The organism is Rhizobium sp. WYCCWR 11128 (assembly GCF_013416305.1).
Classification (GTDB): Bacteria; Pseudomonadota; Alphaproteobacteria; order Rhizobiales; family Rhizobiaceae; genus Rhizobium; species Rhizobium indicum.
Genome location: NZ_JACCEZ010000001.1, coordinates 535,292 through 558,402, shown reverse-complemented (window position 1 = coordinate 558,402; position 23,111 = coordinate 535,292). Strand labels below are relative to the sequence as shown.

Genomic DNA, 23,111 nt, shown 5'->3' with positions numbered 1-23,111 from the left:
CGGCAGAAAAGACACAATCCCGTTCTTGCAGAATCCAACGTATCTTCTGGAAAGTTTAACATGGCCTTGAATATTCTGGACACGAACGGCACGACGCTTACCAGGACCGGCGCTGAGTTCGAAGCATACGACGTTATCCGCCACTCCGAAGCTACTCCCCTCGCCGCCGTCACTCTGGTCGTCTCCGATTCCGGCGTGGCAGATCTGGCCGACGAACTGGGCTCGGTCTCCGCGAACGTGACAGGCTCGAGCGGTGACAACACGATCACGACGGGCGCAGGCAATGACACCATCTCGGGTGGTGATGGTGCAGACACGCTGAGCGGCGGCGTTGGCGACGACCTGATCAAAGGCGAAGCTGGCGACGACGTACTAAATGGTGGTGACGGCAACGACAATCTCTTCGGCGGCGCCGGCAATGACGTCATCAAGGGTGGCGCAGGCGACGATTGGATTGTCGATGAAGGTTCTACGACCGGAGTCTTCAATATCGATGCAGGTGAGGGCAAGGACACCGTGTCGTTGTTGCAGGAGGTCGGCAGTACACCCTCGGGCAAAGTCGATGGCGGTCCCGGTGTCGACACGCTGCAAGCCACCAATTTGACCGGCCTGACGCTCAAAAGCTTCGAAATCCTTGACACGCAAGGATTGGAAGTTACCGGATCGTCCGCGCAGTTCGAAAGCTTCGAGAAGATTATCACCCCCAACCTCGGTCCCGGCTTCACTCCTACGATCACCTTGCGGTTGACGGACGGCGCCCATGTCGATCTCTCGCAGGAGATCGGGCCCAGCGTGGTCTACATCTCTCCTGACAAGGACACTACCAGTATCGACGTCACCACCGGCGGTACCCGGGACCATCTCATCGGGCTCAGCGGAAATGACATCCTGGATGGAGGCGCCGGTGACGACGTCATCGACGGCAATGCAGGAAATGACCGGTTGACCGGCGGAGCTGGCAACGACACCATCGATGGCGGCTACGGAAACGACGTCATCAGGGGCGGCGGCGGCAACGACAAGATTATGGATGGCCAATTTTTCAGTGGCATTGGCTCCGAAGCCTTCGACATTGATGCTGGCGATGGCAATGACACCGTGATCTTGCAGAACTATGACAGCATCGCCGATTCCGGAACGGTCGATGGCGGTGCCGGCACTGACAAACTGCAGGCCGGTCTTCTGACGGGCCTGACGATCAAGAACTTCGAAATCCTTGATACGGGAACATGGGCGATTGGCTCGGCGGCGCAGTTCGAAAGCTTCGACAAGATCACAAACACGGACAATCCGGCCAATATCATCCTCATGCAAGTGACGGACGGCGCCCATCTCGATCTTTCCGACGAGTTGGGAAGCCGTAAGGTCCAAATCGTCGGCAGCGGCTCCAGCATGGACGTGACGACGGGTAGCGGCGACGACCTCTTGGGCGGTACCGCTGGCAATGACACTTTAGATGGCGGAGACGGGAATGACGGGCTCTCCGGCCGTCTCGGCAATGACGTCATCAGGGGCGGTGCGGGTAACGACTCGATCAGCGATGGCGATAGTTTTGCTAACGTCGCTGAGGTCTTCAATATCGATGCTGGCACTGGCGACGACGGCGTGACCCTGGTCAAGGGCCTCTTCGGTCATCAGTTGTCCGGAACAGTCGATGGCGGCTCCGGCATCGACACGCTAAAAGCCAATGATATGACGGGCCTGACGATCAAGAACTTTGAAATCCTCAGCGCGTCGGCGATCGAGACTAAAGGATCGTCCGCTCAGTTCGAAAGCTTCGACAAGATCATCAGCTCGACCGGTCCGACCGATCAGTTTCCCATCTCCTTGAGATTGACGGACGGCAGCCATCTCGATCTTTCCGACGAACTGGCAAACAATTCGGTCACCATCGGCGGCACGGACTCCAGTATCGACGTCAAGACCGGCGGCGGCAACGACTATCTACACGGTGCCGCTGGCAATGACATTTTGGACGGCGGCACCGGCAACGACACGATCTCTGGCAATGGCGGCAATGACAAGCTGACCGGCGGTGCGGGCAACGACGCAATCTTCGACGGCGACAATGTTTCCACCACTCCCGAGACCTTCGATATCGACGCCGGCGAAGGCAACGATGCGATCACCTTGCGGACACACTCTTCCGCGATTTCCGGAGTGATCGACGGCGGCGCCGGCGCGGATACGCTGCGCGTCATCGAGCCGACCTTGGGCCCCAGCATGGAATTCATCGGGCTTGCCGGCCTGACGATCAAGAACGTCGAAATTCTTGAAACGGCGGGAGCCGAGGTTCTTGCTTCGGCCGCCCAGTTCGAAAGCTTCGACAAGATCGTCAAATACGAAATGCCGGGCTATGAGAACGATGTCCTCGCACTGACGTTGACGGACAGCGCCCATGCCGACCTCTCCGACGAACTGGCAAACCGCCACGTCGACATCTTCGGCACCGCCTTCGGCATCGACGTCAAGACCGGCGGCGGCGACGACTATTTCTTCGGAACCGGCGGCAATGACAAATTCGAAGGCGGCGCCGGCAACGACGTGCTTTTGGGCGGTGCGGGCATCGATACGGCGGTCTTCTCAGGCAATTTCGCCAAATACACTTTCGCATTGAACAATGGCAGCCACATCCTGACGAGTGCCCTGGAGGGCAAGGATACGCTGACCGATGTTGAATTCGCCCGTTTTGCCGACGGCGTCTACGATTTCGCCAAGGGAAAGTTCACGCCCGACGGTAGCAACAGCGCGCCCACCAATATCCAGCTTTCGAAAACTTCCCTGTTGGAGAGCACGCAGATCTGGACCACGGTCGGCCTGCTCAGCGCCAAAGACGCCGATGGCGACACGCTCACCTATTCGCTGCTCGACGGAGCCAACGACCACTTCCGGATCAATGGCAACCGCATCGTCACCTCGAAGGCGCTGGACTACGAGACCGCCAAGTCGCACACGATCAAGGTCGCTGTTTCGGATGGCAAGGTCACGGTCGAAAAGGACATCACGATCAACGTGCTCGACGTCAACGAAGCCCCCGTCAACAAGGCGCCGACCAATCTCGCCTTCTCGCGCAGCTCGATCTCCGAGAATGTCGCGATCGGCACCTCCGTCGGCCTGCTCACGGCAAAGGATCCGGAAGGCGACACGGTGAAATGGCGGCTGACGGACGACGCTGACGGCATCTTCAAACTCGTCGGCAACAAGATCCAGACCAAGGCTGCGATCGACTACGAAAGCACCCACAGCCTGACCTTCACCGCCGAAGCCTATGACGCGGCCGGAAACGTCACCAGCCACGATTTCACGGTGGCAGTAAAGGACGTCTTCGAGCCGTGGGTTTCGAGCTTGTCGCATGAGGCGTTGATTTAGCCGCAACACCGCCATTGCTCGAAGCAGACCTACGTCCCGCAATGGCTCGGAAAAATTAGGCGCTCCGGCAGAAAGCGTCGGCGCGCCCGCTTAAACGAGCACCACCAGGAACGGAAGAAAAGACACCACCCGTTCTGGCAGAGCGCAATGCATCTTCTGGAAAGTTAAAATATGGCTTTGAATATTCTGAACGTGTACGGCGGGCCTGTTACCAAGACTGGCGCTGAATTCGAAGCGTATGACGTCATCCGCTACTCCGCCACCAGTCCCCTCGCAAGGATCACTCTGTCAGTCTCCGACTCCAGCACGGCAGACCTTGCTGACGAGTTGGGTTCGGTCTCGGCAGACGTGTTCGGCTCGGACAGTGCCAATACGATCACAACAGGCGGCGGCAACGACGCCATTTCCGGTCGTGCCGGCGCAGACACTCTGAGTGGTGGAGCCGGAGACGATTTGATCGACGGTGGCGATGGAAATGACGCCCTTTTTGGTGGCGAGGGTAGCGACCAGCTTTTTGGCCGCCTTGGAGACGATATCATCCGTGGCGGCGCGGGCGACGACACGATAGAGGATGGCTTTTATTATTCTGTTAACCCTGAGGTCTTCGACATTGACGCGGGCGTTGGCAATGACACCGTGAGTTTATCAAACAGCATCAACGCCAGCGTGTCCGGAACCATCGACGGCGGCGACGGTGTCGACACGCTGCGAGCCAGCTTTCTTACTGGTCTGACGATCAAGAATTTCGAGGTTCTCGAGTCTGGGGAACTCGGAGTTACAGGATCGGCCGCACAATTTGACAACTTCGACAAGATTGTTGCCCAGAACAGCAACTCTGACATCGTCTTGCGGCTGTCGGGCAGCGCACATGCCGACCTTTCCGGCAAATTAGGTACTAGCGGAGTCCAAATCTATGCGGCGGTTACCAGCATCGATGTGACGACGGATGCGGGCAATGATCAATTATCAGGTACCGATGGCAATGATGTTTTCGATGCCCGCGCCGGCGATGACGTCCTCGATGGCTATGGTGGAGATGACGCGCTGACCGGCGGTGAAGGTAACGACCAAATCAACGGCGGTTTCGGGAAGGATGTCATAAGGGGTGGAGCAGGCAACGATTCGATCTTCGATGGTGAATCTTTCGGCGTTTACCCGGAAGTCTTAGACATCGATGCGGGCGAGGGTAACGACGCCATAATCGTGCAGACATCCGGTGGCGTGCTGTCCGGAGCGATTGATGGCGGTACCGGGATTGATATCCTGCGTGCTCCTACGCTAACGGGCCTAACGATCAAGAACGTTGAAATCTTTGAAACGTATGGCTACGTGATCGCCGGTTCGTCCACGCAGTTCGAAAGCTTCGACAAGATCGTCTTCGCGAACAATTCCACCGACAACTATGCCGTCTTGTTGTCATTAACGGACGGCGCCCACCTCGATCTTTCCGACGAACTGGGGGATCTCGGTGCTGTTATTGCCGGCAATGTCTCTGGCATTGACGTCAAGACCGGCGGCGGAGACGACGAGTTTACGAGCACCCACGGCAACGACATTTTCGACGGCGGCGCGGGCCTCGACATGGCCGTTTTCTCCGGCGATTTCGCCAGCTATTCCTTCGCGATCAACAATGGCAGCCATGTTCTGACCAGCGCCCTGGAAGGCAAGGATATCTTGATCGACGTCGAATCTGCCCGTTTTGCCGATGGCATCTATGATTTCGCTACGGAAACCTTTACGCCCGCCAACAAAGCGCCGACCAATATTCAGCTTTCGAAAACTGCGGTCTCCGAAGACACGCCGATCTGGACCACGGTCGGCCTGCTAAGCGCGCGCGACGCCGACGGCGACGCCCTCACCTACACGCTGCTCGACGCCGCCGACGATCATTTCCGGATAAAGGGCAATCGCATCGTCACCTCGAAGGCCTTGGACTACGAGACGACGACGTCGCACACGATTAGGGTCGCTGTCTCCGACGGCAAGGTCACCGTCCAAAAGGACATCACGATCAACGTGCTCGACGTCAACGAGGCCGCCGTCAACAAGGCGCCGACCAATCTCGCCTTCTCGCGCAGCTCGATCTCCGAGAATGTCGCGATCGGTACCTCCGTCGGCCTGCTCACGGCAAAGGATCCGGAAGGCGACACGGTGAAATGGCGGCTGACGGACGATGCTGACGGCATCTTCAAGCTCGTCGGCAACAAGATCCAGACGAAGGCTGCAATCGACTACGAAAGCACCCACAGCCTGACCTTCACTGCCGAAGCCTACGACGCGGCCGGAAACGTCACCAGCCACGATTTCACGCTTGCCGTGAAGGACGTCTTCGAGCCGTCGGTTTCGAGCTTGTCACATGAGGCGTTGATTTAGCCGCGACAGAATTGCCGGGCACCGAGGTGGGACTTGCAGTCGTACAAGCCCCACCGATAGGTGGCCGCGCGACATCAGGCACGCATCAGTCAAACCGCTCGTCGATATGCTCCACCTGAGCGGAAATCACATTGTCGATAACGACATGCGACAGCAGCGTCGGGCCGACGGCCCATAGCTCGCGCATGTGGTCCGTATCCTCGTGCCGGCGATGCGCTTCCTCGCTGGTGAAGGCCTCGGCCAACAGAATCTTGTCGGGATGCTCGGGCATCGGCACCAGCTCGATATAGAGACAATCCGGGTCGAGCCGGCTCTGTTCGAGATGGTTCTGCGCCGCTGCCAGATAGGCATGGCGCTTTCCAGGCTTGGTCATAAAAAATCCGACGATGCATTTCATCTCACCCTCCCCAGCTTGATTTGGAAGTCTCGCCCGGGCGCCTGTCACAAACAAGCGTGGAGCGTGGTCATTGGAACGGGCCGATGACCACGGCAGATCCTGACAACCCGCCCCTAAAATGCCGCTCCACCTCAGCGCCCGATTCCGCTATGATTCACCGCTCATCGAGGAGAGCCCGCATGCGCCTGCCCACATTCATCCTCGCCCTCGCCGTGTCGGCGGTCGCAGCCTTGCCGGCATCGGCGCAGACCTACAAGACGCCGAAGGCGCTGCTCAAGGCGCTCTATAGCTACGACACCGACAACAGCGACGCCGAGGCGCCATCGCCCTATTCGACCTTCTTCTCCGACCACCTGAACGAGCTCCTTCAGACCGATCTCGACAACACACCGGAGGGCGATGTCGGCGCGATCGACTTCGATCCAGTCATCGCAGGCCAGGACGGCGCCGCCAGCGACGTCAGGATCGGCCAACCGATCCTGCTGGATGACAAGGCCGAGGTGGAGGTGCAGTTCGAAAACGGCGAAGAGGTGACGCTCTTCTATACCCTGGTGCGCGAACACGGCGGCTGGAAGGTCGACGATATCGCCAACCAGCAGGGGGATAATCCGTGGAGCCTGAGCGCGTTGCTGGGGGATGCGCAGTAGGTGGGAAGCCTTGGGGGGCTCGCCTACGACGAGGATGGAGCGGACAATTGAACTAGCTGTAGAATAAAAGCCGCAGGCGCCAAAGAGAACCCTCATGGTGAGGAGGCCCAAGGGGCCGTCTCGAACCACGAGGGCGGGCGTGGAAGCTCCTTACCTGCATTCCACAAAGCCCCTATGCAAAATCGAAGGCAATGGCGCCGGTGGCCGCCCCCGTCCTTCGAGGCTCCGGCCTTTGGCCTGCGCACCTTACGATGAGGGCGGAGCAAAGACGGCGCGAGGAACACTGGAGAGCAGACTCTGCGATCCTCTTCACCATGAGGGCTGATCGATGTGCCCGCCGCCCCGACCGCCCCACGAAATCCATGCCCGGCTATCGAATCCGCCCGTCATCCCGCTTCGGCACGGAATCCCGATATGGCACAGGCGTGCAAGAATCCGTTAACCCATCGTCAAGTATCTGAATCTTCGGCATTTCCCGGTATCGATGCGGGCATGCCACAATAATCCCGCTTGCTTTTTGCCCGAAATGCTGGCACGAATTGACTTACTCGGGCATTTGCATGCCGGTGACTGGACTGATGTGGTAATCCCTTCCGTTTGGAAGGCGGCGCGGGACTACCCGCCTACGTAGACGTTCTTTCCCCGTACGTGACTTCTCCGACTGACCCTTCGTCCCAATCGATCGGGGCGAAAGCTAAAGCCGTCCGCTTCCTCTCGGGGGCGCGGATACTACACAGACTAAGGGAAAAGGACGATCCCAATGGCCACCAAGGGCACCGTAAAATTCTTCAACCAGGACAAGGGTTTTGGTTTCATCACGCCGGACGGCGGCGCAAAGGACGTTTTTGTCCATATCTCTGCGCTGCAGGCTTCTGGCATCCAGTCGCTGCGCGAAGGCCAGCAGGTTACCTTCGACACCGAGCCGGACCGCATGGGCAAGGGCCCGAAGGCTGTCAACATCTCGGCTTCGTAAGTCAGACTTCCGCTCACGCGGGATGAACGGCGCTCCGCAAGGGGCGCCGTTTCTGTTTGCGGTGATTGGCGGTCATTTGTCGATCGTATTGGCAAGTGTTATATGCGCCCTTTATGGATGATCCCGCCCCTGCGGTGGTACGGCGCCGTATTGCGGGCCCCCAGAGAACAACGAACAATGGAACGTCGATGACGCAGAAGAGGCCAATTTTTGCGGTCGCCCCGATGATCGACTGGACGGATCGGCATTGCCGTTATTTCCACCGGCAGATCAGCCGCGAGGCGCTGCTCTATACCGAGATGGTGGTGGCCGATGCGATCATCCACGGCCCGCGCGACCGGCTGCTCGGCCATGACGCCGCCGAGCATCCGCTGGCGCTGCAGCTCGGCGGATCGGACCCGGCAAAACTTGCCGAGGCGGTGAAGATCGCCCAGCCCTACGGTTATGACGAGATCAACCTCAACGTCGGCTGCCCTTCCGACCGGGTGCAGTCCGGCACCTTCGGCGCCTGCCTGATGTTGACGCCGGAAACGGTGGCCGAATGCATCGCGGCAATGAAGAGGGTTGCGACCGTGCCGGTGACGGTGAAATGCCGGATCGGCGTCGACGAGCAGGAGCCGGAACAGGCGCTGCCGGAGCTGATCACCCGCGTTCTCGATGCCGGCGCCGATGCGATCTGGATCCATGCGCGCAAGGCCTGGCTGAAGGGCCTGAGCCCCAAAGAAAACCGCGAGATCCCGCCGCTCGACTACGAGATCGTCTATCGGATGAAGCAGCGCTGGCCCGATGTCTTCATCGGCATCAACGGCGGTATCCGCACGCTCGACGAAGCCGCCGTCCATCTCGAACATGTCGACGGCGTCATGCTCGGCCGCGCCGCCTATCAGAATGCCGCGATCCTTGCCGCCATCGACCAGCGCTTCTTTGGTGCGCCTGCGGCCGAACCGGATTGGGAGGCCCTGCGTGACCGGATGATGGTCTATGCCGAACGCCACATCGCCAGCGGCGGCCGGCTGCAGCACGTGGCCCGCCACATGGTCGGTCTCTTCACCGGCTTGCCCGGCGCCCGCCGCTACCGTCAGATCCTCTCGACCGATGCGGCGAAAACCGGCGCCGGGCCGGAAGTGTTGGCGGCGGCCTTTGCGGCAGTGGATTTCTCGGGGACGGATCAGGAAGCAGTCAGCGCCTGACGTAAGGTGATGTCTTGTCATGGCGCCGAAGCGCGGCGTCATGAGCGCGCCATCGGCAGCAAGATCTTCTTCTCGATCTGACCCGCCACCGAAAACACCAGGATTTCCGTATCCCTGCCGATCCTGCTGCCATCCATCAATCGGACGATGTCGTCGACGCCGCCGACCGGGCTGCCGTCGATGGCGAGGATATAATCGCCCTCCTGCAGCCCTCCCTTTGCCGCCGGCCCCTCCGGCTCGACGCGCCGGATGCGAACGGAGGTCGTCTGCACAGTGCCCGCCGCAAGCGCCACCCGGCGCGGCAGCACGATCGTATCGCCTGCTATGCCGATGAAGGCGCGCCTGACCTGGCCATAGCGAAGAATCTCCGAAACCACGAAGTTGGCCGTGTTCGACGCCACGGCAAAGGCGATGCTCTGCGCCCCCTGAATGACGGCGGTGTTGACGCCGATGACCTCTCCGCCCGAAGACACCAGCGGCCCGCCGGAGTTGCCGGGATTGAGCGCCGCATCGGTCTGGATGACATCCTCCATCGGCCGGCCGCTGGCAGCCCGCATCGACCGGCCGAGCGCCGAGACGATACCGGCGGTAACAGTCCATTCGAAGCCGAGTGGGTTTCCGATCGCGATTGCGATATGCCCCCTGCGCAGGCGCTGGGAGTCTCCGAGCTTCGCCCAGGCGCCGGTGCTTGTATTGGCGCGAATGAGGGCGATATCGGTATCCACATCCCGGCCGAGCACCCGACCCTCGGTGACGAAGCCATCGGGCGTGGTGATGCGAACGGCCTTGGCGTCGTCGACGACGTGGCTGTTGGTGATGATCAGGCCGTCAGGCGAAATAGCGAAGCCCGAACCATGCCCCTGCCGGCCACCTACCCTCTCGATCCGGCTGACTGCCGGCCCGACCGTATCGACAGCTGCTGCGATCGATTGCGAATAGGCATCGATCAGCGCCCCATCATTTTGAGGCGCTATGTCCTTATCCATGTAACCCATTATTTGATCCTCAGGCGGCAGTAACGGCCGTCCCGCCGCCGGCGAAGCGGTCGCTATTGCGACGGTTCGCCATTGTGCTGTTGTATGAGGATTAGATGGTTGGGCGATGAACCGCGTTCAAGTGAGCGCCAGCTGCACGCGGCGCCAGAACGGGAACACACCTACCCCGGACAGATATATTGAACTACCCGGACGGATATATTGAACGAATATTAAAAAGATGGCTCATTACAGACGTTCGCCTCGCCCATGACGAACCAGCTTGAGGTGGCCGACAGCCGAGATACCGTGGATTTAAAGAATGTTCGCAGCGCGAAGCAGCCAGGCGAGGATCACCCAGCCCCTTCGCGTCATGCGAAATGGGCGGGTGCTACACCCATCTCGCGGAGACGTACAAACTTCTGTCATATCAACAGAATAGAAAGAGGCATTCAATAAGCACATCAACATATACCGAGCCGGTTGATCAGGCGCGACCTTCTTGCCCCTAGCCTCCGGCGCAACGGCGCTCGTGGCCTTTCTGCCGGCAACGGCGCAAACTTCTGACCGCATTAATCCAACCAACCCCAACCAACGGAGCCAAAAGATGAGCACGGTTACCACCAAGGACGGCGTCGAGATCTTCTACAAGGACTGGGGGTCGAAGAGCGCCCAGCCGATCATGTTCCATCATGGCTGGCCGCTCTGCTCCGACGACTGGGATGCCCAAATGCTGTACTTCCTTGAGAAGGGCTACCGGGTCGTTGCTCATGACCGGCGCGGCCATGGCCGCTCGACCCAGGTGGGCGACGGTCACGACATGGATCACTACGCCGCCGATGCCGCAGCCGTCGTCGAGCATCTCGATCTCAGGAACACCGTCCATGTCGGCCACTCCACCGGCGGCGGCGAAGCGACCCATTACGTCGCCCGCCACGGCCAGCCGCAGGGCCGCGTCGCAAAGCTGGTGATCATCGGCGCCGTGCCGCCCCTCATGGTGAAAACGGATGCCAATCCCGGCGGCCTGCCGATCGAAGTCTTCGACGACCTGCGCAAGCAGCTCGCCGCCAACCGCTCGCAATTCTATCGCGATCTGCCGGCCGGCCCGTTCTACAGCTTCAACCGGCCGGGCGCGAAAGTGTCGGAGCCGATCGTCAACAATTGGTGGCGCCAGGGCATGATCGGCGGCGCCAAAGCGCATTACGACGGCATCAAGGCCTTTTCGGAAACCGACTTCACCGAAGACCTGAAGATCATCACCGTGCCGACCTTCGTCATGCACGGCGATGACGACCAGATCGTGCCGATCGCCGACTCCGCCCCGCTCTCGGCCAAGCTGCTGCAGAATGCCACGCTGAAGGTCTACGAGAAATTCCCGCACGGCATGTGCACCACCCATGCCGATATCATAAACCCCGACATCCTCGCCTTCATCAAAGGCTGATCCGTGATGTTGCCGGGCGCCGATGAGGCGCCCGGTTGCCACGATGGCTTGCCATCCTGCACGCCGGCGTTCTGGCCACGTCGATCGATTGACGGCCAGAGACTCATTTTCCCATGAAACCGTTTTCGCCGATTTGCGTTTAGCGGCCATGAAAAGAGAACGTGAACCCTCATCAAAGGCTTACCGGCAGGATCGTTTCGAAAACACCGAGCGCGCCGCCAAGGAAACCATCGAGGCGGAGCAGCGGGCTCGCCGGGAAAAAACCAAGCGGCTGAAAGAGCTGCGCCTGTCGCAGCAACGCGCCAAGGACCCCGCAACCAAGTAGCACACTCATCTATCCATCAGGCAGACACACGGATCGCCCCATATCCATGCCCTGAAGCCCTCGCCCGCGTCTTGCCGTGCGAGGCCCCGAATAGTTTTTGAATTTCGGACCTTCGCCCATCTTGCAGAGCAAAGATCGCGAAATTATCTTTTTTTTCACGAAAGCGATTCACGGCATCCAAAAAGGGCAGATTGCGATGTCAGACAAGCTGTTCAGCACGCGTGACGAACCGCTCGCCTCCGAGGACCTCGATGTGTGCAGGCGTGTCCATGAAGCTCTCTGTAGCGGGCTAAAGGTCGACCGATCAGGCAAAGAGGCCGACCGCTTAGGCGCCCTCATCATCGAGCTTTACCGCCAGGGTGTGCATGACGAGAACCAGCTTCGATTGCTGGCCGGCGGAAGGTGAGCCTGATAGCTTGAGACGTCGAGCTAGCTGCGAGTCCGACACCGCCTTTCCAGCGCCCGCAACCGTTCCGCCCGCTTGATCTTCGCCACATGCACCACCTCCCCCTTGCCCCTGGCCGAGGTGCCGATCTCCGGCCCCACAACGATTGCCGCCGTCCGCTCATCCCACTCCGAAGGCGCCTTCTGCGCCCTCTTGTCATCGAACACGTCACGGACATCACCAAACGCGATGTCGGCAATGGCGACAAGCACGCACTCGGCGGAAGTCTCCGTCTCGGCAAGACGTGGCGCTAAGGCTCTCTAAATCTCCGCCCGCACAGCCTCATTCACCATCAAGCGGTTGCCATTGGCACGCGACTTTCCGCTATACCCCGTCCGCACCGCCGCGTGCTTCGCATTCAAATCCTTCAGATATTCCGCCACAAACAGGCGCTGCCTCGGCGTCAGTTCTGCCATTGGTGATCGTGCCCTCGATGAGAGGGCGATGGTAGCGGGAGATGGTGGCAGGGTGAAAAGCGCGCCGCGGGGAAGGCCCTACGAAGCCAGACCTCTGTCCCTGTTGTAAATCTCCCCCGGAGTCGGCTCTCTGGTCACTATCGTGCCGTCGGAAAGCCGGCGACGCATGACATCGCCGTGCCAATGCCATTCTCCGGATACGCCAGCGAAAAACAGCGCACGAAGCGCTTCGACCACGCGGCTCCACACCGATGGCTTGGGACGTCGGAAACTGATCGTTGTCATTTTGTCTTTGCTCCCCTTCAAAATTATTCTCTGCCGATCGCGCACGTCACGTTTCTCTCTTCCCGGAGGGTGCCCGATCATCATGGATTGGAATGATCCAGCCGCGCCAATATGCGCAATGCCTCAATTCGATCCGGCTCCCAGAAGGTCAGCCTGAGTCGGCCTGCATCCGAATCCAGGGAGAACGCCTCGCGGGCCAGCCCGACCTCGGCAAGCCTCATGCGTATGGAGTCGAGATCGGTCATGCCACCCAGCGGCTCCATGATGATGTATTGCGTCGGTTGCGCCATGTGGAAGCCCCTTACCTCAGAGTATTTGCCGGCGCACGAAAACAGAAACAGCAAAACAGCTCAAGGAAAGTCTTAATATCTGGTTACCAAACGAAGTTAATACTTCGTTACACATGAGGTTGACCGCCGTTTTAATATTGAACACCAGAAACCGCTCTATGATTTCAAGAGAGATTGCTGTCGCGCTTTCGACGCACATGCCGGCCCCCGAACGAGCCGTCCGACATTGAGCTTCGATAAGAGTAAAGTTCGTCTGCGCCGCGTCGTCGGTGCGATCTTCTCAGACATTCCCGCCCATTGGCGGTGGCGAAGCTGTGCAGCGTTTTCGGACCGGTCGGTTCCTGCCGTCCGGTAGTGGTGCACAGGCCTATTATGTTAGCACCAACGCACATACACCGCCTCATTCCATCCCAAAATGAAACCTATTCCCTTCCGCTGCGTTATCCCCTCGATACATCCGTTTACCCAAGGTGAGTGAAATGAACAGATTCGCCATCATTGCCCTGTCGATAGCGACGGCCTTCTCCGGAATGCCGGCCTCGGCAGGGCCGGCTTTCGTGCCGAGCCCGGTGCAATCGGCGCAGCCGACGTCTCAAAGCACCGATGCACGCATCATGACCATTGGCTGCAACAACTTCACGAACTGCCCGGGTCAGTTCGGCAATAATCGCAGGTGGTATCGCAACCGCCATAACTATCGCGACCGGAACTATTACCGCGACGACCGCTATGGCTGGGATCGCCGCTACGATCGCCGGTACCGCCGCAACGACAACACCGGCGCCATCATTGGCGGCCTGGCGGCCGGCGCCATCATCGGCGGCATCATCGCTTCGCAGCCGCGCGCACGTGCCTATAGTTCTGGTTCGCATGCGGAGTATTGCTATAGCCGCTACCGGTCATACCGCGCCTATGACAATACCTACCAGCCGAATTACGGCCCGCGCCGCCAGTGCCGCTAGCCGGCCCGTCCATAAGAGCAAGCCTCGCATGAAGATGCGAGGCTTTTTGATACCCGAAAACCCGTTACGCGGCTTTACCAGCGACACCGTAGACTGTCACGCCGTCCAGCAAATCGCCTTGCCCCCTATCGACCAGCTCTATATGTATGAAAGCACGGTACGTTAGCAGATACGCACATACATAACCCCTCCCCATCCCAAAATGAAACCTATTCCCTTCCCCCGCGTTATCCCCCCGATAAAACCGTTGACCCAAGGTGAGTGAAATGAACAAATTCGGCATCATTGCCCTGTCGATAGCGACGGCCTTCTCGGGAGTGCCTGCCTCGGCAGCCCCGGCCTTCGTGCCAAGCCCGATGCTATCGGCCCAGTCGGCGCCTCAAAATACCGATGCCCAGATCATGTCCGTCGCCTGCAACCCATACTCCATCGTCTGCTCGCGCGACGGCGATAACCGCAGGTCCTACCGCAACCGCGATCGCGACAACGACCGTGACCGCGACCGCCGAAGCTACCGCGAGCGCCGCTACGACCGTGACGACCGCTATGGCGGGGATCGCCGGTATCGCCGATATGACAACCGATATGACAATAACGGTGCCATAATCGGCGGCCTGGCAGCCGGTGCCCTCCTCGGCGGCATCATCGCTTCGCAGCCGCGCGCACGTGCCTATGGTTCTTCGCATGCGGAATACTGCTATAGCCGCTACCGGTCATACCGCGCCTATGACAATACCTACCAGCCGAACTACGGGCCGCGCCGCCAGTGCCGCTAATCCGGTCCATCCATCAGAGCAAGCCTCGCATGAAGATGCGGGGCTTTTTTGATGGCCGAAAGCCCGTTGCTTCCAATCGCCGGTCGGCCGTGCTTGTCTGCGCGGCCAAGATTGGTCGACCCGCTTAGTTGGGCGACGTGAACCTAGGGGCGAAATGACATCGGTAGAAACGGCAAAGCCCGTCGGCCCCGTCATCCTGCTGCCGCCGGATCTGGAAAACCTGTCGGGCTTCGAGGCGGCACTCGCCGCCGGCTGGTCTCCCGATCCGCGCCGCGCGGGCGATGAAGCCTATGTTTACGGTGAGTTTCAGCGGCTGCGCCAGGACAGATCAAGGTTTCTCGGCAATCTCATTCCTGATGGCAGGCGATGCACCGGTTCCGGATCGCCGCCTCTCACCACCCGTCTGTTCTGGATCTGGGATGGCGAATTCTGCGGCAGCATCAGCCTGCGCTTTCAAGCCGGCACCGAAGAGCTGCCGCCGGAAGTCTCGGGCCATGTGGGATATTCCGTCGTGCCGTGGAAACAGCGCAATGGCCACGCGACCGCCGCACTGAGCCTTCTGCTGGGTGTCGCGGCGAAGGAAGGCCTCGACCGACTCGTCATCCTCTGCAACGAGGACAATGACGCCTCGCGGCGCGTGATCGAGCGTAGTGGCGGCGAATTCTTCATGCGCGGCCCGCATCCCTCCGACAGGCCCGATCAGATCAAACTGTATTTCTGGCTGAAGCCCGGAGCCGCCGGCTGACGTGAAGCGCGACGGATTTGCAGACGGACGGAGCACGGGCCTTACCCGCCCTTGCTCCGCCCGTCCCGTCAGCCTGGGGCGGGCTGAGTGCTGATAGCGCCGGCTTGTCGGGCGCCGGCGCCGGATTCTCTCAATAGGTCGCGGCTGGTTTTGGCTTCTTCTCGGTCCACTGCGGCGGCGCGCCGTATTTGGCGGCCACGGCCCCCATCAGTCCGGGCGGCCGGCCGAAGGCGTCGCAGGCGGCGTATTTCGGTTTGCCGCCGAGCCAGGATTTCATCCGCTGCCCTGAGGGCAGCGAGATATCCATTCCCTTCGGCTCCTTGCCTTTGATCAACATGCGGGAAAACTCGCTGCTGAATTTCGAAGCCAGGCTATAGGCATCGCCGACTTCGGAAACGCGGGGGTTGTTCTGCAACGAGTTTGCCCCGCGCGACCAGACGATTGCCGCCCGCTGCACGCCACCGCTGTCGACGGCCTCCGCCTCGACCGCCAGTCCGCCAAGGCCGGCCGGCAGCCGGGGCACGCTGACGGGCAGTACGAAACCGGTGCCGACGGTCACGACGGTCGAAACACCAGCCATCGCCTTGTTGGTCGGCACAATGTCGGTGACGACCGAGCGGATCGTCAGATCCGCCGGCTGGCCGGCAGAGACCAACTGGTATTTGTCGCTGAGCGAAATGCAGAGCGCCCGGTCCAGGGCGTTCGCCACCATCACGCGGTCGGCGTTCGATTTGACGCGGGTCGCGGCGCTGAAAGCGAAAGTCGTCGGCACGATGCTCGCCGTCTTTGCCGGGCTAAGGCGCGTCCCATCGACATAGACGCGCGATTTCGACAGCTTGCCCTTCGGCGCGCCGAGATTGCCGTAGGAAGAAAGCGTGCCGGCCTCCTTTAGCGGCACCGAGCTGCAACCGGCCGCGGCCATGGCGAGCGCCAGCGGCAGAGCGAGGGCCAAGCCTCTCGACGCCAGTGGGAGGGAAAATGGGAATGGATTGCTGCGCACGCTGTCTGGCCTCCGTCGCCGATAGCGCATAACCCCGAAAATCGAAATCGATTTTCGGAAAGGATTATGCGCAGGTTTAAAGCGCTAGAGCGTCCTTGGCGCATCTTGTCGGACGCGCGGCGCTCTAGTGTCGGGCGAAAGTGGCGGTCGACAATTGCCGCAACATTACAGATCGCTCCCCTGAGCCTTCCTGGTCAGAACCAGGGCGTATGCTGCTCAAGCAAACCTGACCTATGCGAGTTCGATCACCACCCGCGTCCCGACAGCGCTGCTCTCGATGCTGACCTCGCCGCCATGATTTGCGGCGACCTGTTTGACGAGGCTGAGGCCGAGACCGGCGCCCCTGCTCTTCGGGGTGACGCGATAAAACGGCTCGAACACCAGCTCCCGATGTTCGGCCGGAATGCCAGGCCCTTCGTCGGCGACCGTGATCCGGCCGCCGCCGGAAGACGAGCGCGACACCGAAACCGTGATCATGCCGCTGTTGCCGCCATGGTCGATGGCGTTGCGCACAAGGTTGCTCACCGCCCTCGGTAGCGCCGAAGGGCTGCCCTTGCGTTTCAGGCTCTTGACCTCGCTCTGAAACGAAATCTGATAGCCGGCGGCAATCGCCAGCGGCGCGAGATCGGCAACCGTCATTCGGGCGATCTCGACGAGATCGACGGGTTCGTCGAGGTCAGTCGCCTGATCGTTGCGCTCGAAATCGAGCAACTGCTCGGCCGCCTGCCCAAGCCGCGCCACGTCGTCGAGCAGCCGCTGCCGCTCGCGCCCGTCGGGCATGCCATCGATCCGCGTCTGCATGATGGCGATAGGGGTCCGAAGCTCATGCGCCGCGTCCATCAGAAATCGCTGGCGTTTCCGGAATTCGCTCTCGAGCCGCTCCAGCGTGCCGTTGAAGGCGTTCACCAGCGGCGCCACTTCCCGGGGAATGCCGTCCACGGGAAGGCGCGCGCCATGCCGGCGCGGCTCGATCTCAGCCGCCTCGCGCGCCAAGTCGCTGATCCCCCGGAGCGCGCGTCCGACGATCCGCGGCACGGCGAAGAAGACAGCCGGCAGGGAGACCGCAAGCAGCGGTATGTAGATGGGATAGGTCTCAATCAGCATGGTCAGGAAGGTCGAGCTCCTGCTCGGGTCTCCACCATACATCACCCTGAAGGTGCCGAGCCGCGTTTCGATCGCGTCGATCGCCGCGCTCTCGTCCGTCTCCCTGGCGCCACGAATGTCACCCTCCTTGATGAGACGGATATAGTCGGCAAGCCCGCGATAAGCCTGGGGGATCGCGCCGTATGAGACCGTCCGCCCATCCTGGTCCGCGACGATGAACCAGAGTCCTTCGGCTTCCGCCTTGAACGACCTCAGACGCGGGCTGTCGGTAATCACGAGCCTGCCGTCAGTCTCCCGCCCCAACGCTTCGTCGAGCACCGTGGTAAGCTCATCCTCCGTGCCCACATTGGGCGAGAGGATCATCGCGCCGTAGACGCAGAGCCCGACGATGACAGCCGCCACCACAGCAACGAAGACGATACTCAGCTGCCAGCTGAGCCGCCACCAAAGCGACGGATTGGCGGATTGCGCCTTGGCCATCACTCTTCCTTCATGAGATAGCCGACACCGCGGATATTGTGGATCGCAACACCCGCGCCGGCATCGATCAGCCGCTTGCGCAACCGTGAAATATGCGCGTCGAGCGCATTCGACTGGATTTCCTCCTCGTAGTTATAAACCGCCGCCTCCAGCGTCGAGCGCAGCACCGTCTTTTCTTTGCGCCTTGCGAGTGCCGCCAGCACCAGAAGTTCGCGCCGGGGCAGATCGAGCGGCACGGCATCGACGGTGACGCTGAGATGCAGCGGGTCGATCACCATTCGCCCGGCCGTGATCTTAAGTTCGGCCAGTTCAGGCGATCGCCGCAGCACGGCCCTCAGCCGCGCCATCAACTCCTCGACCAGGAATGGCTTGCCGAGATAGTCGTCGGCCCCGAGGTCGAGGCCTTCGATCCGCTGCCTCGGCTCGTTCAGCGCCGTCAGCACGATGATCGGCGTATCCTTGCCCGTCCGCCGGAGCTCGGGAATGAAGGTCAGCCCCTCTCCGTCGGGCAGGCGCCGGTCGAGCAGAATCGCATCGTAGCCATTCTGCCGCGTCAACTCGACGGCGTCTGCCAGATGCATCGTGTGATCGGTGACGATCCCATGTTTGCCGAGTGCGGCCGACAGCGCCTCGGCCAGCTCCCTCTCATCCTCTATCAGCAGTATCCGCATCGCCCGTCCATTGTCTCGCTCACCCCTTCTGTCTGCCACAAGGGTTGCGGCAGCATTGCGGAGCTTGCAAGGCAGCCGGTCATGCTGCCGCAATTGTTGAGGTCCAGCACAAAGAATATCCGCAGCAGCTGGAGATCAAGAATGATCCGACCTATCCTTCGTCTCCTGACAAGACACTTCCTCTCCGCCTTCATCCTTGCCGCGCTGCTCGCTGCCCCGCTCGTCATTCTGCACACGCTTCACGAAAAGACGGCATTCGAGAACGGCCTGCTGATGGATGTCCGATGATAGAGTGAGCGAATCTCAGGCGGTCTTAGTGTCTGCCATCCAATGGGCCGAGAACGCCTGAAGATAGGCTTGCACCTTGGAGCGGTTCTCCGCTGTTTCGACGGTCCTGAACACTTCGGCCGGTTCCAGTTTCATCAGAGGAAGCTGGAGGAAGATATCGCCCGCGAACCGGTCGGTGATGGTCTCAAGGATCTTTCGAAGACCGGCCAGCATGTCGTCGCCTCGATGCGATGCGTGCAGCAGCGCGATCGGCTTATGGACGATCTCATCTCCCGATACGAGCCAATCGATCGCATTCTTGAGGCCGCCCGGGATGGATCGGACATATTCCGGGCTGGCAATGATCACCCCGTCGCTCTTGGCGATCGCATCGATGAAATCCCACACCACCTCCGGCAGGTGCTCTCCCTCGAGATCGGGCGAGAATACCGGCAACCGCCCCACGCCGTCGAAGATCGAAATCTCGATCTCAATTGGCGCTACGGTGCGAACAGCCCGCAGCATGGCGGTATTGGTGGAATTGCGCCGGGCGCTGCCGGATATTGCGAGAATCTTCATGACCCCAACAGGAAATGATTGATCGTGGCTGTCAACGCAAAAGACTAGGCTAGGCGCGATTGAGTAGCGCCCGAAAAGCGACTTTAGCTTGAATTGACCGAGCCCCGCGTTAGCCTGGATGCTGCTGCGAATCGGCTCGAATTACCCCTTGAGGAAATACACATGTCGGCTTTGATCGAGGCGCGGGGCGTCAGCAAACGCTTCCGGCAGCACAAGAGATTTCCGGGCCTGCTGGGCGCGCTGAAGACTTTGGTGACCAACGAATATACGGAAGTTCTGGCCGTTTCCGACATCGGTTTCGACATCACGGCGGGCGAAGCCGTTGGCTATCTCGGTCCGAATGGCGCCGGCAAATCGACGATGATCAAGATGATGACCGGCATCCTGGTGCCGAGCGACGGCACGCTCTCGGTCCTCGGCCGGACACCACATCTGCGGCGGATGGACAATGCCCGCGAGATCGGCGTCGTTTTCGGCCAGCGCAGCCAGCTGTGGTGGGACCTGCCGCTGGTCGACAGTTTTACCCTGCATCAGCGCATCTACGACATCCCCGTCGCCCGTTATGCGGATAATCTCCGGCGCTTCAGCGAATTGCTCGACTTGACGCCCTTTCTCGACCGCGCAGTGCGCCAGCTCAGCCTCGGCCAGCGCATGCGCGCCGAGATCGTCATGTCACTGCTGCACGACCCCAAGATCCTCTTTCTAGACGAACCGACCATAGGTCTTGATGTGGTCGCCAAGGATGCCGTGCGGCGTTTTCTCGCCGAGATCAACCGTGAGCGCGGCGTCACCATCATCCTCACCACCCATGACCTGCAGGACATCGAAACCATCTGCCCGCGGCTGATTATGGTCGATCATAGCAGGCTCATCTTCGACGGTGAGTTGAAGAGCCTGCGCGCGGCATTGGGCTCGGCCCGGCGGCTAACACTCGAATTTGCCAGCGACCCTGGACCGCTGCCATTGCGCACCGCGGTCCTCGTCAGCGACGAGGGTTTGCGCAAGAATTATCTCATCGAGCGTGAAGACATCTCGCTGGTCGCGATCCTGTCGGAGGTCGGCAACGGGCGCGATCTCAAGGATGTGGCGCTGCAGGAACCTGACATCGAAGAGGTCATCCGCACCTTCTACCAGGGCCGCAATGCCAAGGCCCGGGCATCATGAGCGCCTATTTCGCCTTCGCGCGCAGTTCCTTCCACTCGCAACTCGCCTACCGCAACGAAGTATGGGCCAATATCTTCGGCAAACTCGTGCAGGTCTTCGCGCGTGTCGCCATCTGGCAGGCGGCCTATGCCGGCGTCAGCGCAATCGTGGTCGACGGCGTTTCCCTGCAGCAGATGGTGACCTATGCCCTGCTCGGCGGCGCGGTGATGGGCGCAACCCGCCCTGAAAGGATCATCGGCGAGATCGGCCGGTCGCTGAAGACAGGTGATATCGCGGTCTGGCTGCTCAAGCCCTTGTCCTATCCGCTCTATCTTTTCGCCAACGAATGCGGCAGTTTCGGCTATCGCCTGATGACCCAGGTCATTCCGACCGTCGTCTTCACCGCGTTGTTTTACGGCATGCTGCCGCCGGCAAGCCTATTCGATGGCCTGATGTTCATCGCCTTCTGGGCGCTGTCCTTTACGCTGCTGTTCCTGATGTCGGCGCTCTTCGGCCTCATCGCCTTCTGGCTGATGACGAGCTTCTCGCTGGACTGGATCCTGGGCGCCCTGCTTCAACTATTCTCGGGCCTGCTGATACCGTTCTGGTTCTTCCCCGAACCGCTGGCCACGATTGCCCGCCACCTGCCCTTCGCCTGGGTGGTCTATTATCCCAATGCTGTCTATCTCGGCAGGCTTTCCACGGCCGATGTCTGGCTCCATCTCGGCCTCGGTCTCGGCTGGGCCGCGTTGTTCCTTGCCGGCGTCCTTTGGCTGTGGCGCTGCGCCTCCGGCCGCATCACTGTGCAAGGAGGTTGATCGTGCTCATTCATCACCTGCGCGTCCTTCCGCTGCTGGTCCGGATGCATGTCCGCTCCCAGATGGAATATCGCGGCGCCTTCTGGCTCGACCGTCTTGCGCAGATCCTTTCCTATGGCAGCGTCTTCGCCACCATCGGCATCCTGCTCGCCCGCTTCGACACGCTCGGCGGCTGGACCTGGCCGGAGCTGGCGCTGCTGTTCAGCTTCCAGCTGCTGGCTTATTCGCTGGGTGCTGCCATGAGCTTCGTGCAATTGCGCGAGCTCGAAGAACTGGTGCGGCTCGGCACTTTCGACACGCTGTTGGTCAAGCCTTTCAGCCCCTGGGCCTATCTGGTCTTTTCCGGCCTCAATATCGGCTATGCCGGCCACGTCATCCTCGCGGTGGCGCTGATGGGCTGGGCCGTTCTGTCCGTCGACTTCGCCTGGTCGGTCTGGTCCGCCACGTTCCTTATTGCTGCGCTCCTCAGCGCGACGCTGCTGACCGCTGCCCTCATTACCATGATCGGCGCTACGGCGCTGATCTGGGTGCGCTCCAACCACCTGTTCTCGATCTTCTTCGGCTTTTGGGAATTGACGCGCTACCCGCTCAACATATTCCCCGGCGGCATCCAGACCATCCTCATCACCGCGGTCCCGCTGGCCCTCACCAGCTCGGTCCCTGTCGGCGCCCTGCTCGGCAAAACGATCCCGATCCTCGGGGACTGGGCCGGGCTGGTGTCTCTTGTGGCCGGTCCAATCTGGGTGTTGATAGCAATCGTTCACTGGCGCTACGCCACCGGCAAATACCAGGGTGCCGGCGGCTGATCGGGCCGACTACTTTCCTGTATATTTAGGATGCCTGCGACAACGATCTCGCGCGGACCTCGAGGAACGCAGCCGTCAGCTTGGCCAGTACGGGTGAGGTGCATGTACCGTTGGCGCCACCGATCGGATCGACGATGTGGATCTGCCGGAGATCCTCCATGAACTCGCCCCACAGCGGCGACCCGCCTTCTTCGAGAAGCTGCGCGCGAATGCTCAACTCCTCGCTCACAGGCAGATGCCGTCGTCCCCAGGCGCCGATCATGGCAAAGACGGGCACGAGCTGGATCGCTGGCTCCGCCAGGCTGTAGATCGCTTTCTGGCTGTGGCTGGGGTCGTCCCGCTTGCTGATGAATCCGAGCGAGAGCAGACGCTTCAGCCTGGCGGCCAGAATGTTGGAGGCAATCCCCTCTTCCGAATGGGTCAGGAGATCGCGGAAATGGCGGCGGTTGCCGAACATGATGTCCCTGATGATGATGAGGCTCCACCGATCGCCCAGCACTTCCATCGTCAGGTTGATCGGGCAGCCCGACCGCAGTTCAATATCCACGAATTCTCTCCTTAAAACTGGTTGCAATATAGGATCACTTATGCGACAACGCAACTAGTTTCGATCCGCAATCAGATGGAGGAGA

Annotated in this window: 25 protein-coding genes; 15 read left to right on the top strand and 10 right to left on the bottom strand. The window is 60.6% G+C overall.

Translation table 11 applies throughout. The features are described from left to right. The first annotated feature begins 60 nt into the window (after positions 1-60). A complete protein-coding gene (locus tag HX898_RS02820) occupies positions 61-3,369 on the top strand; it encodes a cadherin domain-containing protein (protein ID WP_180193938.1) in 3,309 nt (1,102 codons plus the stop codon). Positions 3,370-3,540: 171 nt separating this feature from the next. Then, positions 3,541-5,742, top strand: coding sequence for a cadherin domain-containing protein (locus HX898_RS02815; protein WP_180193937.1), 2,202 nt, complete (start codon positions 3,541-3,543; stop codon positions 5,740-5,742). Positions 5,743-5,827: 85 nt separating this feature from the next. Here HX898_RS02815 and HX898_RS02810 read toward each other — a convergent pair whose 3' ends face one another. Then, entirely contained in the window at positions 5,828-6,139 is a 312-nt protein-coding gene (locus HX898_RS02810) for an antibiotic biosynthesis monooxygenase family protein (RefSeq protein ID WP_011652481.1), read from the bottom strand. Positions 6,140-6,318: 179 nt separating this feature from the next. On the opposite strand from HX898_RS02810, the gene HX898_RS02805 reads away from it, so the two are divergent. The 3 genes from HX898_RS02805 to dusA all read left to right on the top strand — a co-directional run bounded on the left by HX898_RS02805 (position 6,319) and on the right by dusA (position 8,949). Then, positions 6,319-6,786 (top strand): DUF3828 domain-containing protein, encoded by a 468-nt coding sequence (locus tag HX898_RS02805; protein WP_180193936.1) that lies wholly within the window; start codon positions 6,319-6,321, stop codon positions 6,784-6,786. A gap of 760 nt (positions 6,787-7,546) precedes the next feature. Then, positions 7,547-7,759, top strand: a complete 213-nt coding sequence (locus HX898_RS02800; RefSeq protein ID WP_003540801.1) for a cold-shock protein — start codon at positions 7,547-7,549, stop codon at positions 7,757-7,759. Positions 7,760-7,947: 188 nt separating this feature from the next. Next, positions 7,948-8,949, top strand: coding sequence for a tRNA dihydrouridine(20/20a) synthase DusA (gene dusA, locus HX898_RS02795; protein ID WP_180193935.1), 1,002 nt, complete (start codon positions 7,948-7,950; stop codon positions 8,947-8,949). Positions 8,950-8,987: 38 nt separating this feature from the next. Here the strand turns inward: dusA and HX898_RS02790 are convergent, their stop codons facing one another. After that, entirely contained in the window at positions 8,988-9,944 is a 957-nt protein-coding gene (locus HX898_RS02790) for a trypsin-like peptidase domain-containing protein (RefSeq protein WP_180193934.1), read from the bottom strand. A 586-nt stretch (positions 9,945-10,530) separates the two neighbouring features. Here HX898_RS02790 and HX898_RS02785 point away from each other — a divergent pair. The 3 genes from HX898_RS02785 to HX898_RS02775 all read left to right on the top strand — a co-directional run bounded on the left by HX898_RS02785 (position 10,531) and on the right by HX898_RS02775 (position 12,098). Then, the gene (locus HX898_RS02785) at positions 10,531-11,367 is read left to right on the top strand and encodes an alpha/beta hydrolase (protein ID WP_180193933.1); all 837 of its coding nucleotides are present in this window, start codon (positions 10,531-10,533) and stop codon (positions 11,365-11,367) included. 43 nt (positions 11,368-11,410) lie between these two features. After that, positions 11,411-11,692: a hypothetical protein gene (locus tag HX898_RS02780; RefSeq protein ID WP_180193932.1), complete on the top strand. Its 282-nt coding sequence runs from the start codon at positions 11,411-11,413 to the stop codon at positions 11,690-11,692. A gap of 196 nt (positions 11,693-11,888) precedes the next feature. Further along, complete coding sequence (locus HX898_RS02775; RefSeq protein ID WP_138330007.1) at positions 11,889-12,098, top strand: hypothetical protein; 210 nt, start codon at positions 11,889-11,891, stop codon at positions 12,096-12,098. Positions 12,099-12,121: 23 nt separating this feature from the next. On the opposite strand, the gene HX898_RS02770 is transcribed toward HX898_RS02775, so the two are convergent. From HX898_RS02770 to HX898_RS02760, 3 genes are all read right to left on the bottom strand, one after another. Then, positions 12,122-12,349, bottom strand: a complete 228-nt coding sequence (locus HX898_RS02770; RefSeq protein WP_180193931.1) for a hypothetical protein — start codon at positions 12,347-12,349, stop codon at positions 12,122-12,124. 48 nt (positions 12,350-12,397) lie between these two features. Beyond that, the gene (locus HX898_RS02765; RefSeq protein WP_180193930.1) at positions 12,398-12,553 is read right to left on the bottom strand and encodes a terminase small subunit; all 156 of its coding nucleotides are present in this window, start codon (positions 12,551-12,553) and stop codon (positions 12,398-12,400) included. 365 nt (positions 12,554-12,918) lie between these two features. Continuing rightward, positions 12,919-13,128, bottom strand: coding sequence for a hypothetical protein (locus HX898_RS02760; protein WP_138329026.1), 210 nt, complete (start codon positions 13,126-13,128; stop codon positions 12,919-12,921). A gap of 479 nt (positions 13,129-13,607) precedes the next feature. Between HX898_RS02760 and HX898_RS02755 the strand changes: the two genes are divergently transcribed. The 3 genes from HX898_RS02755 (at position 13,608) to HX898_RS02745 (ending at position 15,611) form a co-directional block, all read left to right on the top strand. Next, positions 13,608-14,090 carry a BA14K family protein gene (locus HX898_RS02755; RefSeq protein WP_180193929.1) on the top strand — a complete coding sequence of 161 codons (483 nt, stop codon included), beginning with the start codon at positions 13,608-13,610 and terminating at the stop codon, positions 14,088-14,090. Positions 14,091-14,356: 266 nt separating this feature from the next. Continuing rightward, complete coding sequence (locus HX898_RS02750; protein WP_180193928.1) at positions 14,357-14,866, top strand: BA14K family protein; 510 nt, start codon at positions 14,357-14,359, stop codon at positions 14,864-14,866. Between the two features lie 154 nt (positions 14,867-15,020). Beyond that, positions 15,021-15,611: a GNAT family N-acetyltransferase gene (locus tag HX898_RS02745; RefSeq protein WP_180193927.1), complete on the top strand. Its 591-nt coding sequence runs from the start codon at positions 15,021-15,023 to the stop codon at positions 15,609-15,611. Between the two features lie 130 nt (positions 15,612-15,741). On the opposite strand, the gene HX898_RS02740 is transcribed toward HX898_RS02745, so the two are convergent. From HX898_RS02740 to HX898_RS02730, 3 genes are all read right to left on the bottom strand, one after another. Beyond that, positions 15,742-16,641, bottom strand: coding sequence for a DUF3313 domain-containing protein (locus HX898_RS02740; protein ID WP_171600328.1), 900 nt, complete (start codon positions 16,639-16,641; stop codon positions 15,742-15,744). A 201-nt stretch (positions 16,642-16,842) separates the two neighbouring features. Beyond that, positions 16,843-18,195, bottom strand: coding sequence for a HAMP domain-containing sensor histidine kinase (locus tag HX898_RS02735; protein ID WP_171600327.1), 1,353 nt, complete (start codon positions 18,193-18,195; stop codon positions 16,843-16,845). Further along, positions 18,195-18,866 (bottom strand): response regulator transcription factor, encoded by a 672-nt coding sequence (locus HX898_RS02730; protein ID WP_138329021.1) that lies wholly within the window; start codon positions 18,864-18,866, stop codon positions 18,195-18,197. The genes HX898_RS02735 and HX898_RS02730 overlap by 1 nt, the downstream gene beginning before the upstream one ends. 141 nt (positions 18,867-19,007) lie before the next feature. Between HX898_RS02730 and HX898_RS02725 the strand changes: the two genes are divergently transcribed. Next, positions 19,008-19,154: a hypothetical protein gene (locus HX898_RS02725; RefSeq protein ID WP_012757973.1), complete on the top strand. Its 147-nt coding sequence runs from the start codon at positions 19,008-19,010 to the stop codon at positions 19,152-19,154. Between the two features lie 15 nt (positions 19,155-19,169). Here the strand turns inward: HX898_RS02725 and HX898_RS02720 are convergent, their stop codons facing one another. Next, positions 19,170-19,712 (bottom strand): NADPH-dependent FMN reductase, encoded by a 543-nt coding sequence (locus tag HX898_RS02720; protein WP_180193926.1) that lies wholly within the window; start codon positions 19,710-19,712, stop codon positions 19,170-19,172. Positions 19,713-19,874: 162 nt separating this feature from the next. On the opposite strand from HX898_RS02720, the gene HX898_RS02715 reads away from it, so the two are divergent. Genes HX898_RS02715 through HX898_RS02705 form a run of 3 tightly spaced genes read left to right on the top strand, consistent with a single transcriptional unit; the run spans position 19,875 to position 22,479 of the window. After that, complete coding sequence (locus tag HX898_RS02715; RefSeq protein WP_138329019.1) at positions 19,875-20,876, top strand: ATP-binding cassette domain-containing protein; 1,002 nt, start codon at positions 19,875-19,877, stop codon at positions 20,874-20,876. Continuing rightward, on the top strand, positions 20,873-21,673 hold the full coding sequence (locus HX898_RS02710; protein ID WP_180193925.1) for an ABC-2 family transporter protein: 801 nt from the start codon (positions 20,873-20,875) through the stop codon (positions 21,671-21,673). Before HX898_RS02715 ends, HX898_RS02710 begins: the two co-directional genes overlap by 4 nt. A 2-nt stretch (positions 21,674-21,675) precedes the next feature. Next, positions 21,676-22,479 (top strand): ABC-2 family transporter protein, encoded by an 804-nt coding sequence (locus HX898_RS02705; protein ID WP_180193924.1) that lies wholly within the window; start codon positions 21,676-21,678, stop codon positions 22,477-22,479. 25 nt (positions 22,480-22,504) lie between these two features. On the opposite strand, the gene HX898_RS02700 is transcribed toward HX898_RS02705, so the two are convergent. Then, positions 22,505-23,026 carry a helix-turn-helix domain-containing protein gene (locus HX898_RS02700; protein WP_138329016.1) on the bottom strand — a complete coding sequence of 174 codons (522 nt, stop codon included), beginning with the start codon at positions 23,024-23,026 and terminating at the stop codon, positions 22,505-22,507. Positions 23,027-23,111 lie beyond the last annotated feature (85 nt).